General features: G+C 40.9%; 8 protein-coding genes, 1 tRNA gene and 2 pseudogenes. 4 read left to right on the top strand and 7 right to left on the bottom strand.

Going from position 1 to position 13,781, the window contains the following annotated elements; genetic code table 11:
- Window positions 1–401: 401 nt before the first annotated feature.
- The gene (locus BA1DRAFT_RS23425) at window positions 402–875 is read right to left on the bottom strand and encodes a GFA family protein (RefSeq protein ID WP_051560633.1); all 474 of its coding nucleotides are present in this window, start codon (window positions 873–875) and stop codon (window positions 402–404) included.
- A gap of 548 nt (window positions 876–1,423) precedes the next feature.
- On the opposite strand from BA1DRAFT_RS23425, the gene BA1DRAFT_RS03430 reads away from it, so the two are divergent.
- The 3 genes from BA1DRAFT_RS03430 to BA1DRAFT_RS03425 all read left to right on the top strand — a co-directional run bounded on the left by BA1DRAFT_RS03430 (window position 1,424) and on the right by BA1DRAFT_RS03425 (window position 4,459).
- Window positions 1,424–2,326: an MFS transporter gene (locus tag BA1DRAFT_RS03430; RefSeq protein WP_235200958.1), complete on the top strand. Its 903-nt coding sequence runs from the start codon at window positions 1,424–1,426 to the stop codon at window positions 2,324–2,326.
- 22 nt (window positions 2,327–2,348) lie between these two features.
- Window positions 2,349–2,633, top strand: coding sequence for an MFS transporter (locus BA1DRAFT_RS23875; protein ID WP_235200957.1), 285 nt, complete (start codon window positions 2,349–2,351; stop codon window positions 2,631–2,633).
- A 683-nt stretch (window positions 2,634–3,316) separates the two neighbouring features.
- On the top strand, window positions 3,317–4,459 hold the full coding sequence (locus BA1DRAFT_RS03425) for a Fic family protein (protein ID WP_036776078.1): 1,143 nt from the start codon (window positions 3,317–3,319) through the stop codon (window positions 4,457–4,459).
- Here the strand turns inward: BA1DRAFT_RS03425 and BA1DRAFT_RS03420 are convergent.
- Both BA1DRAFT_RS03420 and BA1DRAFT_RS03415 read right to left on the bottom strand, forming a co-directional pair.
- Window positions 4,454–6,256: a hypothetical protein gene (locus BA1DRAFT_RS03420; protein ID WP_036776087.1), complete on the bottom strand. Its 1,803-nt coding sequence runs from the start codon at window positions 6,254–6,256 to the stop codon at window positions 4,454–4,456. The genes BA1DRAFT_RS03425 and BA1DRAFT_RS03420 overlap by 6 nt on opposite strands.
- 43 nt (window positions 6,257–6,299) lie before the next feature.
- Window positions 6,300–10,046, bottom strand: coding sequence for a hypothetical protein (locus BA1DRAFT_RS03415; RefSeq protein ID WP_036776076.1), 3,747 nt, complete (start codon window positions 10,044–10,046; stop codon window positions 6,300–6,302).
- Between the two features lie 238 nt (window positions 10,047–10,284).
- On the opposite strand from BA1DRAFT_RS03415, the pseudogene BA1DRAFT_RS24325 reads away from it, so the two are divergent.
- Window positions 10,285–10,650, top strand: a pseudogene (locus BA1DRAFT_RS24325) (ash family protein); the annotation flags it as partial.
- Here BA1DRAFT_RS24325 and BA1DRAFT_RS03410 read toward each other — a convergent pair.
- From BA1DRAFT_RS03410 to BA1DRAFT_RS03395, 4 genes and pseudogenes are all read right to left on the bottom strand, one after another.
- Window positions 10,642–11,019, bottom strand: a pseudogene (locus BA1DRAFT_RS03410) (Arm DNA-binding domain-containing protein); the annotation flags it as partial. The pseudogenes BA1DRAFT_RS24325 and BA1DRAFT_RS03410 overlap by 9 nt on opposite strands.
- Window positions 11,020–11,181: 162 nt before the next feature.
- A tRNA-Phe gene (locus BA1DRAFT_RS03405) sits at window positions 11,182–11,257 on the bottom strand.
- Between the two features lie 128 nt (window positions 11,258–11,385).
- The gene (dicD, locus tag BA1DRAFT_RS03400) at window positions 11,386–11,958 is read right to left on the bottom strand and encodes a division control transcriptional repressor DicD (protein WP_036776074.1); all 573 of its coding nucleotides are present in this window, start codon (window positions 11,956–11,958) and stop codon (window positions 11,386–11,388) included.
- A gap of 17 nt (window positions 11,959–11,975) precedes the next feature.
- Complete coding sequence (locus BA1DRAFT_RS03395; protein ID WP_036776073.1) at window positions 11,976–13,703, bottom strand: protein-disulfide reductase DsbD; 1,728 nt, start codon at window positions 13,701–13,703, stop codon at window positions 11,976–11,978.
- Between the last annotated feature and the right edge of the window lie 78 nt (window positions 13,704–13,781).

The raw sequence follows: 13,781 nt of genomic DNA, 5'->3' as shown, positions 1-13,781 counted from the left end.
GGCGTTTGGATAATGTGATAACGTTGTAACCGCTAAATTAACGTGACACAGAATTCTGAACGCCCTCGATAAGGCGCAACAAGATGAAAAAAAATAAGTCTATATTAGCTTTGTTGTATTTATCTTGCTCTTTTTTTCTCTTCATATTTTTTATGTGCATACTAGCTGCAACACTTGGCTATTGGGTTGGAGGTGGAAAAGAAATTTTCCACTTCATTAGTAGCAACATTAGTATGTACTTGAAAGTCAGTACATCTGGATTTCTAGTCGGCTTTGTGCTTTGGTTATTTGATATTCGTTAGTTACCCGATAAGAACGATCCCAGCTGTTGAGCTGGGATTTTTTTGTTGTGGAGAATAATCACTTAAGTGTCGATAAAAACCGGTAAGGCTCCGGTGAATTCACCTTGTCTTTTTCTTCCGGTCCATGCACGCTACTACTTCCTTATTTTCATTTGGAGACTGACACCATGAGCCGTAGCCGATATACCCCGGAGCAAAAACAACAACATGTGATCCAATGGTGTCACAGTGACTGGTGTTTAGTCCCAACATTTGATGGATGGGGTTCATAGGTAATCGGACGTTAACGACGGCATAATCGTGACCGTTAATCTGACTGATGACAACAGGCACTACTCCACACTGGCTACAGATGTGAAACTGTGCTGTACCGGTTTCAAAAGAGTATCTATGTAGCAGCTTTTGTTCTCTGATACTCAGCCGAAGCTGCCCTGCCGGGAATGATGTCCAGACTGCATTGTGCTTGGTACAAAAAGAGCAAGTATATGTTCGTGCCGGAATCTCCAGAGGTTCAGGCTCCCAATTAAACGTAAATTCAATATTCTTACAGTGACAACTACCGGAAATCACCATGTGTACCCCCTCAGTTTTCGTGTCTTAACAATAGCGAGGAAATGTGATCTGGTATTACTCGTTTGTGAGTTTAAAAAAAATATATCATTGTTCAAATAATAATGGCTTTGTTTTTAGCATTATATGTTGTGTTTTGTGTTTTTTTTATTCATTTTTGAATTTAAATTCTATATTTTTTTGTTTGCTGAAAGTGATATTGATGTTACTATTTTTATAACTGATATTTACATAAGTTTATTTTTGTAAAAGTTGATTATTAAAGAAGTTGTGTGAAAGTATCTGATTATTTGGAGGACTTATTTATAGAGTGGGAATTATTAATCTAAAGAGTCGATGAGATTCGACTTTTATGTTGTTATGAAGAGCGATTAATTCTTGCGGCACAAAGTGGTATGCAAAGTAATTTATTGTTTTTTACATGAAAAGCATTAATTTTTCATTAAATAAGTGATCGTGTGAATTTAATGAAAATTTAACTGGCGCGGGTTTTTATTTTATATGGAATTTATTCTGGGATAGTATTTATTATATTGAGTGGTTAATAGTCCATGAACAATAAATCTTCATCTTTATTATTTATCGTTTTAATGGCTTTTCTTTCTATGGGTGGGCTGGTTTCATCGGATATATTCTTACCCGCTTTGAGTAAAATGGGGAACTATTATCACGTCAGCGAATCTAGTATACAAAGTGCAATAGCTATATTTCTATTTGGTATAGCCTTTTCTCAACTTATTTATGGGCCATTAAGTGATTGCTTAGGAAGAAAAGCGGTTCTTATTTCTGGAATGATTATATGGCTGATTTCAACAATCGGTATTTTTTACAGTACGCATATTAGTGAATTACTATTATTGCGTTTATTCCAGGGAATAGGCGCTTGTGCGGGTATTACATTAAGTCGTGCCATTATTAGTGATTTGATGGGGAAAGAAGAGGCAGCCAATTTGTATCTGATTATTTTCCCTTTTGTGGGAATGTCACCCGCTGTCGCACCCATGATCGGAGGTATGTTAAGTGAATATTATGGTTGGAAAGCCTGTTTTTTATTTCTTACTTTATTTATAACAGCTGCGCTTATATTGTGCTTGCTAGTTCTGGAAGAGTCACTGCCAATAGAAAAACGCCAAAAATTGAGTGTTAAAAATGTATTAGTTAGTACTTACCAAGTGATAATAAATAAAAAGTTTCTTTACTATGCAGCAATACCTTGCTTCGCTTATACAGCATATTTTTCTTATTTGATTGAATCTCCATTTATTCTTACCGCTATGGGATTACCAGAAAGATATGTTGGTTATACCTATATAATGCTCTCTTTGAGTTATGTGTTGGGTAATCTTACGGCTAAGAAATGTAAGTCGCCAGCAGGGCATGAGAAAGACGATTTTTCATGGTTATCTCATCTTTGCTGTTGGCGGTATTGCTTTCACGATACAAATGTTTTTTAGTCCCTACCCATTGATAACTTCTGTGCTAACAATATCAATATTGACTTTCGGTAATGGTTTTTTGCTGCCACTAGGTACTGCATCGGCAATTGCCACTTATTCTCAAGCGGCTGGGACAGCTTCCGGCGTAATGGGAACATTGCAATTAGGTAGTGCGGGATTGGCATCATTGCTTATTGGTTATATATCTCACCATGAACCGATTAAAGTGGCATCTATTATCACCGTTGTTTCCTTGGTCGGTAGCATTATTTATATAACTGGTAATAGAGGTAATAAAGAAATCAGTAAGAAACAAACAATATAAACTAAAATAGGAATGAAAAGTGGTTAATAATATAGATGTCACATTATGTGTATTAGTGTGATTGCCGAGGGAGATTGACGACCCTATCATCAAACACAAAGCTGGTTTGTTGAACCCAACATCGTGTTAATTTATTGATTTATTTTGGATTGGCCTGGCAGTTGCAATAGGATTTGTAAGTATTGCGTTCAAGCAGAAAAAAGACACATAACTTCTTATGTATCCTACATCATAACCCTTGTATTCAATTCAATATCGAAGTACTGAAAAGCTAAACTAACTACAGTTATACATTCGGGTTCTTGTTTCGGCCGCCGGTTGAGTTTTCTCATCTCTCAAACAGCGTCCCCACGAAGGCCCCCACAAAAAATCGCTTTTGTTTTGTGATGGTTATCAAGAAAAATTGGTATTTAAGATAGTGGGGCTTCGTTATGTGTGGAGTCAGGTCCACATATAACGACCAGACCTCCACACATAGCGGCGCTAAAAAATCCATACTGCATTATGCAATCAAAGCCCCATCCCCCTTCTCATTGAACATCTTTCAAACTTACATTTGATATGTTGGAACAACGGTTTTTGAGATAATCAAAAACAGTGTTCTTTCTAAGATATAGATTCTATTACTATTTTTGCTATACTTTTGAGATGTTTTTATTCACCAGTTGAGATAACTAAACATCATGGTTCAATTTAATCACTTTGAACTCTCGCTTCTGAACCCCAGCTTTGACTCCCCTTTGGTCGATGCGCTGACGGAACTGGAGTTACTCCGGCACCTGCGGCTGGAAACTGATGTTCACCCTATCCTGTTTGCGCAGTTGAAGGCCGTTTTCCACATGCTGGAGAGTCTTGGCTCCGCAAGGATTGAGGGAAACCATACCACGCTTGCCGACTATGTTGAAAGCAAGGTTGAAGGAACGCAGAGTTCGACGGACCAACTCAAAGAAATCAACAATATTGAAGCCGCGATGGAGTACATCGACGAATACCTGAGCAACGGCGATGACATAACAGAATATTTTATCCGCGAGTTGCATAGTCTGGCGGTAGCCGGGCTGCAACAGGAAGGCGACAGAACGCCCGGAGCATATCGGCAACATAACGTCAGCATCGCTCTGTCTGACCATTTACCGCCGGACCACATCCGCGTTCCTGATTATATGGCGGAACTGACCGCCTTTATTAATCGTGCCGATAAGCCAAAGTACGATCTGATGAAGATTGCACTGGTGCACCACCGCTTTGGCTGGATACATCCATTTGGCAACGGTAATGGCAGAACGGTCAGATTGCTGACCTATGCATTGCTTATCAAGTATGGTTTTAATGTTCAGGCTGGTGGGCGGGTTCTCAATCCGACAGCGGTATTCTGCAATGATCGTGAACGCTATTACGCCATGCTTTCGTTAGCTGATAAGGGAACAGAGCAGGGGCTGGAAGAATGGTGCTTATATGTGCTTTCGGGGATCTCCTCTGAGCTGAAGAAAGTCGATCAACTGACAAACCACGCTTTCCTGAGCGAAAAGATCCTGTATCCGGCCATCGATTTCTCATCGGAGAGAGGGCTGATAAACCCGCTGGAATCGAAGGTTCTGAAACGCGTTGTTGAGCTGGGGACGATAAAAGCGGGCGATCTACGCGCCGTTTTGCCTGAGCTTAAACCGACGCAGGTGACTTATCAGCTTGGTAAGCTGATTGAACGGGGACTGCTTCAGCCAGTAGAAGAGGGGGCTCGTACCTATACGGCGAAGTTTTCTAACTCATATCTGATTCGTGGGGTGATTAAGGTTCTGCGGGAAGAAGGGTTTATTCCTAACCTATAATCTTATTATATTTTGGAATGATATATTCTCTAAAATATCTTTTCGTTGCGATAGCGCATCACAAGTGCATTCTAAAAATAATGTCAGAAGCTGACCGTTAAGATGATCTTCATTTAGTAGTGGTTTGCGATCGGCACAAAAATGCATTGTGCAGTTATTTATTTTTGTGCACCAGCATACATAGAAATGACTTTTTGATATTAATGAAATATTTCCTTGGTAAGTATTACTGATATTCCATTTTACATTGACATCAGGAAAATTTGAAGGGACCTGTGACCAGTATTTTTCCAGTTCTTCATATCTCCAGTGAGATCTCCAATGAGGATCAAGAATAATCATGTCGAAATTAATAGCACCATCTTCTAATACAGAATGAGTTCCTTTAAGTGATGCAAATTTATCTATTACAGAAATAAAAAACGGATTTATTTTGGATTTATATTGCTCTAGATATGAAAAAAGTGATGACAATTCACTTAGGTTATCTATCGAGTCAAATAATGCAATAAATTCTGTCAAGAAAAGAATATGATAACTATATTTTAGTTGCGGTGGCTTAAAAGGAAGCATAGCAGTAGTAAGATTAGAGCTTATGAAAATAAACTCAATATCATCAATTGCAAGTTGCTTTCCTGAGCCATTTCGAATACCTAATAGTTGTGATGATGAAATCGGTGATAAAGCCCATTTTCCTTGGCTAAAAAGTTCGAAAACATCTTCTTCTATCTTTTTTAGTTTGTTTATTGGATTAATATCAAAAGGTACAAATAAATAATACTTATCATTTCCCTGTAGTATCCCAGCGAATTTATAAGGTAGGATCTTTTTTTGATTCAGAAGCAGAAATGGTCCCTCAATAATGTTTTCAAAACGCTGGGATATGAAATTTGAAATTGCATCTGAACAATCGATATCCATTTTCTGGGAAGCATAGTGCTCAATAATTACATTTGCCATATTCCTGAATGACAATGGATAAACACGATCACCAATATTGATACCAATAGCAGGGAGCGCTATGCCTTCCATTATTATATTTGATAATTCAGTGGTGGAGTTAATGCTTTTAAATTCCCCTGGTTTTTTAATAAATATATTTTCTGTCTGATTTATTATTTCCTCAAACGCATGACTGGCATCCGTTAAAGCCTGATGGCAGGTTTTCCAGAACGTTTCTGGAGGGATTTCGACATGACCGGGTGAGAACTCTTGTTCTGAGAGTGTATCAACTGGATTTATGCCTGATAAAAACTGGTTCTGTAAAATAAGAACATTTTCCATTTGCTTAAGAATAATTGGATATTCTGCGTATCTAATTTCAAAAGCTTTAATATAATCATATAAGCGTTCGACTGAGCTACCATAAAAAATTTTATAAATACTATCTCCCCACGGTATTCTTATTTGTCCCCAGTCTTGTTCAGGGATAAAATCTTCCATTTGAGGAATATCAGGTAATATATTGTAAATAATGCTAAAAAATTCGCTTGCTTGTTGGTATGTTTTAAGTTCCTTTTGGTTGTTAAATGTACTGACGTCCATGGAAAGCAAGGTGTTGAAAGCGATAGTGTGTTTTACAGGTGACGAAATATTGGGTAGCCATAATTCGGAAATACTTAATGCGAGAAAAAGTTCTGCGAGGTTGTATTCTGTATAAACAGATGTTAATTTTTCTTTTATTTGTGGCATAATGTCCTTATAGTTTCTTATCCCCCTGTTCGGGAATTTATCTTTGGACTTATTATTGTTTTTTTTCTTTTTTGAATCTCGTTTTGACTTGCTGTTCTTTCCCATTTTTAAATCCTTTTGAGAACTAAGTGTATGTAATGTGTTGTATTTAATATCCTTCAAGTCTTAATTTTGCATGCCGATCTTGATTTACAGCATCAAAATCATAATGTGAAGCAAGGTCATCAAAGACACACGCCAATTTGGGATGAGTGAAATATAACTGGTTAGCTATTTCTTTGTACTGGTCAACTAGTTTTCGTTCTTTATCACCGCCTTCATAATAAGCTCTTACTGTTGTACCACGGCTATTGATAGTGCCATAATAGAATCCTTCTCTGATCTCATCTCGTTCTGTTTCTTCCAGCAAATCTCTGATTATTATGCTGGACCATGGTGCGTTATTTAGATGTTTTGAGCGGGATAGCCATTTACCGATTATGTAATCAGTAGTATTGCTTCTGTCATTTTCTGCCGCCAATTTCCTGACTTCCTCAATCCAGTTACTAAATACGACTTCATCAATATTATCATCTGGTCTCTGACCGGGGATTCCTTTCCCTTGATCCAGAACTCTGCCAGCTTGTTGTGCCGCAGCCATTAAGGATTCATCCTGTTTATACTCTTTCTTAGATTCTGGTTTATAAGCAAGACATATTAATTGCACAAAGAGTGGTGGATTGGAAAGTAATTCCGTGTAAAGGTTTTTTGCTCCTTTTTCACAATTCCTGAATGCTGAGAAAAAGAAGAATTCCAGTAAGGATAAATCTAAACGAGAGACCTGGCCTGATGATTCAAGATATTCAATAGCTCTGGATAGATACCAGCCATCTGGTATTGGTACATCTTTTTCAGTGGTAGTTCTGAATCCATTTAACAGTTTCAATAGGTTTTGCCAGGAAACTTTCTCTATACGATGTTTTACGAGATTAAATGTTGATATATATCTGTCAGCGAACATCATTTTTCCGATGAAGTAATCAATTTCATCAGCATTATCACTCCAGATGTGTGGATAATTGATTCCCTTCCAGTACAGCATTTGGGCGCTTTCAGGGTAACTTGAGAGGTTGTGCCATGTAGCCATATTGGGTGGGAGTATTGAGTGGAATGCGGCAATTTTGTCATCACTATTCATCTCATTTTTAAATTCTTGAGAATTTAACAGGATAAGTTTCTTTTCTTCAGGCAGCCAGGCATAAAATGAACTTATCAATTGATCATGAAATGGGAAACCATTACCTTTGAATTTTTCAATAATCCATGTGAATGAATCTATCAAATTTAAGTTACAGGTAGCCAGAGACTCACCTATTACAGACGGTGATTGTGCTAATGAAAGTAAAGACGATATTCCATCCAATCCTTGGTGGAAATATATCTCTTCTATTGCATTGGTTCGCATTTTTATTATTTTTTCACTATGTATTATGCGATCTATTTCATTTCCTTCAGGTAATGCAGGGTATTGAGATGTGAAAAGTCGGCGTTTATCAAGAATAATATCTTTAGGTGTTAATAAACCGACGAATGACATGAGGTCTTCTGCAACAGTTCTGCTTTTTTTATCTCCATCTTTGTTATACGAGTTATGCCAACTCAGATAGTGATATAGTGCTTCTCTGATGATCTCCTTGTCTCCATCAGAAAAAGAAATTGCGCGTTTAATTAATGCAATAAGTCTTTCTTGGTAGGTTCCTTCAAAATGGTCTATTCGCTTAATAAGCGCTGCTATTCTTTCGACATTTTTTTCTGCCAGAACCAGAATTCGCTCACTAAGTGCAGAATAATATTCATAAAGAAAAGTTCCTCTCATTTGTGCACTGCCAGCATCATCATCCCGCCATTTTGGTCTGGCATTTCCCATATAAACACCGCCCATAGGATCAGTTTGTTCATAGAGAAAACGCCAGACAATGCTATCGTGCTTTTTGATAAGCATATCAAGTACGACGAGTCTTTGTTCATCAGTAGCCATTGTTTGTGGCCAGTAGGGTCTGAGCAACGATTTTAGGGTATTTTCCGGTGTATTGGTCCAGTTTCCCTGAATTCTTAATGATGATAGCGTTGCAAGAATAAGACTGATTCTAAGTAATCGCCTTGGATTCCAGGCTAGGATTTCCAGCGCATGCAATAAGTCAGCATGCCAACAACGCATACCAAAGCCTGTGCTTTCGCTCGTTTCTGTTAGTAGACGAGTAACGGAAACCTCTGTTGATTGCAAACTTGTTTCTATGGATTTTAAGAACACCTCTGGTGATGCTTCAGCTAACGGACATAATACGTCTGTTAATGACAGCCATCTCTCACCATCGGCATCCATCAACAGATCTCTAACCAGATTGTCGATGGCGGCAATGATGAAATCTGAATTAATCCCTTCACTGCTTTCAGCGTAGATTCTGAGCTTTACCAGTGAGTCAGCGATTGATTTCAGAATAAAATCTGATTCTGAACGAACTTTTCCATAGATAGCCGCCATCCAGCGATCTTCGTTTTTAAGCTCCAGGGCAGGATCGGGTTTAAGTAGCGTTTGTTTTACAACCAAGAAGAAACGTTCAAGCTGACTTTCTGTCAGTCGAGGGGCTAGTTGATACAATAGCTCAATGGGAGATTTTGCTTTCCATACATCACCAATCTGTAATACCGGAGAGTCATCCCGAAGAGATATTTCGCATAGTTCCTGTTCCAGTTCTTCGTAATCTTTTTGCGCAATAGTTTCAACGCAATATTTATCGCCTTCCTTTTTGGTATTCCAGCATCCTACCAGAGTCAGCGTGATTAGCGCTTTTGCTGGCGATGTGGTCAGCCATACGGGAGATGATATTGCCGGGTTTTTGGCCCTAAGACGTCGATAAACCGACCAGGATCGTCCGGTTGTTTGCGATAACCGCCTTGCATCGGATTCCTCCTCTCCTAAAGCAATGAGCTTCTCTTCAAAATCGCTTCGAGTAAGACGTTCCAATGTAATGGTATCACTTCGCTTATTGTTCGTAGTATTGTGATCGCCCAGGGAAAAGGGAATAAAAATAGTTCGTTCAGGCTGGTGTCGGCTTTGTCTGGAAATATCACTGTTCATTGCCAGACAAAATTGAATTGAGGGATTTTTATCAATAAAGTGCCATCCATCATCAGTAGTTATGCAGGCTGATATATTTTCATGTCCCATCTCTATTAAGCTGGCACAGGCAAAAGCGATACCTTCTTCCTGACTGTCTGCCCGGATAATAATTTGTTCTTTTTTATCTGATAGAAAGTCGTTCAGTGTGTTTTTTTCCTCTTCCCTGCCAGCCAGTAAGGTGTCTTTTGTTAACGGAAATTGTGACTGATTGCACCATCGTTCCCAGAAATGGGAAATGGATTCAATGCCTGCACCAGTATGGCCTGTTATTTCACTGAACCAGAGAGCTACAGCCGGAGTGTTTTCCAGCCACGCCTCCAGATCGTCAGCATCAAGAGCATAAACGCCGGACCAGATGTTTTCAGCCTGTGCTTCTTTGAGCCAGCTATCTTTTTTGGACCACCGGCGTGGTGATACGAAAACAAAGCGACTTTGAGCTGCTTCCTGTGGTGAAATTTGTTGATTTCTTTTCCGAAAATCTGAGCGGGCTTTAGTAATGATGTCGGAGGAACAGCCCATTTCCCAGAAAGAGGCACCATCAGGAACCCAGATGTTGCCTTTGTCAGCCTGGACAATACCATCCCAGCCGCTGCTTGAAACAGAATCACCGCCGGGCATGCTCAATGCTGTTATTGTTGTGGTCGCGCTAATTAATCGCCGGATCAAAATGGGCAACATTCCCTGAGCGTCTCTTGTGTCCGCCCACTGTTCAATTTGGGTAGCGGTGATCCTCATATTGAGATCCTTAGAGTGTGTTTTCTGGATTATATTCCCGATTATTCATTGAATAAAATGGAAAAAATGAAACTTTAGTCTTTTGTTTGATGCGAAAGACGAATGATTAGTTTTGCAGGTAAGAGAGAGTTATTTTTGCGATAAGCCTTTCATAACCTCACTTGCTGTTAACTGCTAATCGCGGTGCAAATTCAGGTGCCGGGATTGGTCTCCTGAAGATATTCCTTACTGGCGACATATGACGCGCTTTGCGTCTTTTTTATGTCGTTCATCCGGCTACATCTCAATGGTGGGCCGGGCGGAGGCGTCGCAAGACGCGCCGGTGTCCAGTAAGGCCGGTAAGACCAACTCTGTCCGGTTCCACCACCTCAAAATTGGTCTCTTCGGTGGTGGTTCAATTAATCACTTACTGGAGGCTGCCACTATGGCTACGATCCCTACTCAAACACACCCGTTACTTGCTATTCCCTTCAATGCCGCCACGGACTTCACCGTCCTTGCCGATCACTGCGAAAACTTCGCCGAAACCCTGATTGAAAGTAAAGATATAGCGTTAAAAATGGCGCTCTGCGGCAGGATCAATGCCTGTTTGACGCAGCTCCAGCGAGCGCAGGATCTTCGCCGTGTGATGCTCCGTCCAGCGGATATTTCCCGCCAGCCACTTACGGGCGACCTCTTCAAAGGTATTACCGCTTTTCTTCGCCTGCTTCTCCTGCTGCTTTTTCACCCCCGGATTGTCGCCCGCGCTGAGTACGGCGCGAGCTTCTTCACGCAGCTTACGCGCATTCGCCAGCGTAACGGTCGGGTAAGCGCCAAACGCCAGCTTCTTCTCCTTGCCGCCAAAGCGGTACTTGAGTTGCCAGAGTTTAGAACCGTTGGGTTTAATCAGCAGGTACAGACCCTGCGCATCGCTGAGTTTGTAGGGTTTATCGAGCGGCTTGGCGTTACGGATGGCGGTATCGGTGAGTCGCATGGCGGGGGCTCCAGAGTTTATCGAACCAACAGGCCCCCAATTAAGCCCCAAAAACTCTGAATGTCAAAAAACCTAGCAGTATCTATTGATGCTCCAGGCTCTTTGCAACTTACTGATTTTTTAACGTTTCAGGACGTATAGGAGCGCCATGAAACTAAACTTTGGTGCCCGGAGGCGGAATCGAACCACCGACACGAGGATTTTCAATCCTCTGCTCTACCGACTGAGCTATCCGGGCAACGGGGCGCATTAAACCGTATTCAGCCTAAGTCGTCAATGCCTTTCTGATAAAAAATGATAAAAGCTGATTGTTTGCTCTCTTTTTGCCCGGAATTTGTGTGGTTGTTCATCTTAGGCTGATTTTTGTTAACTTAATGCGCCATTTTTGCGGCATAAGGCAATAGCTAAAACATCTTCTGCCAGCAGTTTTGCCGTAGCGATATCAGCAATATCCCGTTTGATCAGTAGCTTACTCAGGCAACCTTCCAGAATCAGTTCCATCTGTTTAGCAACGAGTTCGCAATCTTCAATATCTAGTTGATGTAGTAGCCCGGTGGTGTAACGGGAAGAACTCTGTTTTTGTAATTCAGCTAATTGATGAATGGGATGGTTAGGTTCAGGGAATGCGCTACAGGCCGCGATAAATAGGCAACCTGGATAGCGTTTCTCTTTTACTTTTTCATCAAGGGCGGCATAACGAGCTAGTAGTTTCTGTTCTGGCGTCAGATTTTCATCCAGTAATATCTGTCGCTGCCAGACTTCAATTTGTTGGCCGTGATAACGTAGACAGTCATAAAGTAGAGCTTCCCGATCAGGCCAGAATTGTTTGAGATATTCGATATCCATGTTAAGCGAGCCAAAAAGTATCTCAGTTGTGATGGATAAGCCATGTTGCTCCAGTAAGTTTAAGGCATGACTAAGAACTTGTTCTCGTTGCACGGTGTTCTCCTTCTGAATCATTTTGGCAGATGTTGCAAGTGCTCGTTAAAGCGGGTTGCATCCATAAAACCATTTACCCGTGAATCAGGGATCTCTTTTCCCTGGGAATCAAAAAACAGAATGGTCGGTAATCCCCGAACGTTCAGTTTTTCTAAAAGCTGTTTCTGTTGTGGGCTGTTATTGGTGACATTGGCCTGTAACAGTAAGGTATCCCGCAGTTGTGACTGAACTTGTGGATCGCTGAATGTATATTTTTCAAATTCTTTACAAGCGGTACACCAGTCAGCATAGAAATCAAGCATAATGGTTTTATGGCTGTTTTGTGTCATTATTTGTTCTAATTCCTGCCAGTTATTTATCTGACGGAAGTTGAGGCTGTGTTGCGACTGTTGTGTAACTGTTGTACCCCAAAACCAATCCTGCAATGGACGGGTAGCTATCAGCATCAGAATTAACAATATCAGTTGTATGACTCGTACCCAACCGTTTTGGCTTCTAATCGTCAGAGCAAATCCCCATCCTAGGAAACTGACGGCCAGCAGGCTCCATAATCGTATTCCCCAGCTATCACCGATAACTCTTTCCAGCAGGAAAACGGGTAGCGCGAGGATAATGAAGCCAAAAGCTTCTTTAACATACTGCATCCAAGGCCCACTGCGTGGCAGGAGTTTATGACCAAATAGGGTGACGGCAATGAGCGGTAATCCCATTCCCAAAGCGTAAAGATAAAGGGTTAGGCCACCTGCCACAGTATTACCACTTTGAGCAATGTAGAGCAAAATAGCGCTTAAAGGCGCGGTAGTACAAGGGGAGCAAATTAATCCCGCTAACGCCCCCATAGCGAATACACCGAGAAGTGAACCGCTTTTTTGCTGGTTGCTCCAGTTGACTAAGCGTGTCTGAACAGTGGAAGGCAGTTGCAGAGAATAGAGGCCGAACATTGATAGTGCTAGCAGAATAAACAATACGGATAAGCCAATCAGTACATACGGATGTTGCAGTGCGGCTTGAAATTGTAGACCCGCAGCCGCTACAACCAATCCAAGTAATGTGTAGGTGATCGCCATGCCTTGAACATAGCTTAGCGCTAACCAAAATATCTGTTTTAGGTTCTTAGGGTGTTGGCTGCCAAGAATAATGCTGGAAATCAATGGGTACATCGGTAGTACGCAAGGTGTAAAGGCGATACCGATGCCAATCAGGATTGCCCAGAGTGGTGAGAAAGGTAAATATTGTTGATCATTGGATGCGCTTTCTGGTGTTTTCTGAACAGGTTCAGTAGGTGTTGCGTCAGTTGTTTTTGCTGGGATAACTGCACTCAATGGCACAAGGCGGGTTTCAGGTGGATAGCAATATCCTGCGGCGGCACAGCCTTGATAAGTGACAACGATATTAGAATTGTTGTTCGCCTCTGTAACAGGAACATTGACGATGAGTTGTTGGAAATAAACTTCAGTTTCACCAAAGAACTCATCTCGATGAGCTGTACCTTGTGGCAACGTGATTTTACCCAGTGTGGCCTGTTGCGGCTCAATATGAAGTTGTTTGCGATAAAGGTAATACCCCGGTTTGATCTGCCAGTCCAACGTCAATTTGTCGCCTTTTTGCTGAAAATCAAACATGAATGCCTGATCTACTGGCAAATATGGATTTTGCCCCGGTTGCTCAAACAGCGCGTTCGCTGCTATTGGGGTAAAGAGGGTGCTGCAAAGCAGCAAAAATAGCATCAGAGTACGTTTAATCATAAAGATAATGATCGCTAATTAAATGAAATAGATTCAGCACTATAACCTAAGGCTGTCAGACCAGAAAGTGCTCTGGTT

Origin of the sequence: Photorhabdus aegyptia (assembly GCF_000612035.1) — a bacterium.
Lineage (GTDB): Bacteria > Pseudomonadota > Gammaproteobacteria > Enterobacterales > Enterobacteriaceae > Photorhabdus > Photorhabdus akhurstii.
The sequence above is the reverse complement of the archived record's forward strand: the minus strand, read 5'-3'. Positions and strand labels throughout refer to the sequence as shown.

Excerpts from the sequence above, each read along its gene's own strand:
- BA1DRAFT_RS23425 (WP_051560633.1), bottom strand. The coding sequence starts at position 875 with ATGGTGATTTCCGGTAGTTGTCACTGTAAGAATATTGAATTTACGTTT.
- BA1DRAFT_RS03430 (WP_235200958.1), top strand. The coding sequence starts at position 1,424 with ATGAACAATAAATCTTCATCTTTATTATTTATCGTTTTAATGGCTTTT.
- BA1DRAFT_RS03425 (WP_036776078.1), top strand. The coding sequence starts at position 3,317 with ATGGTTCAATTTAATCACTTTGAACTCTCGCTTCTGAACCCCAGCTTT.
- BA1DRAFT_RS03420 (WP_036776087.1), bottom strand. The coding sequence starts at position 6,256 with ATGGGAAAGAACAGCAAGTCAAAACGAGATTCAAAAAAGAAAAAAAAC.
- BA1DRAFT_RS03415 (WP_036776076.1), bottom strand. The coding sequence starts at position 10,046 with ATGAGGATCACCGCTACCCAAATTGAACAGTGGGCGGACACAAGAGAC.
- BA1DRAFT_RS03395 (WP_036776073.1), bottom strand. The coding sequence starts at position 13,703 with ATGATTAAACGTACTCTGATGCTATTTTTGCTGCTTTGCAGCACCCTC.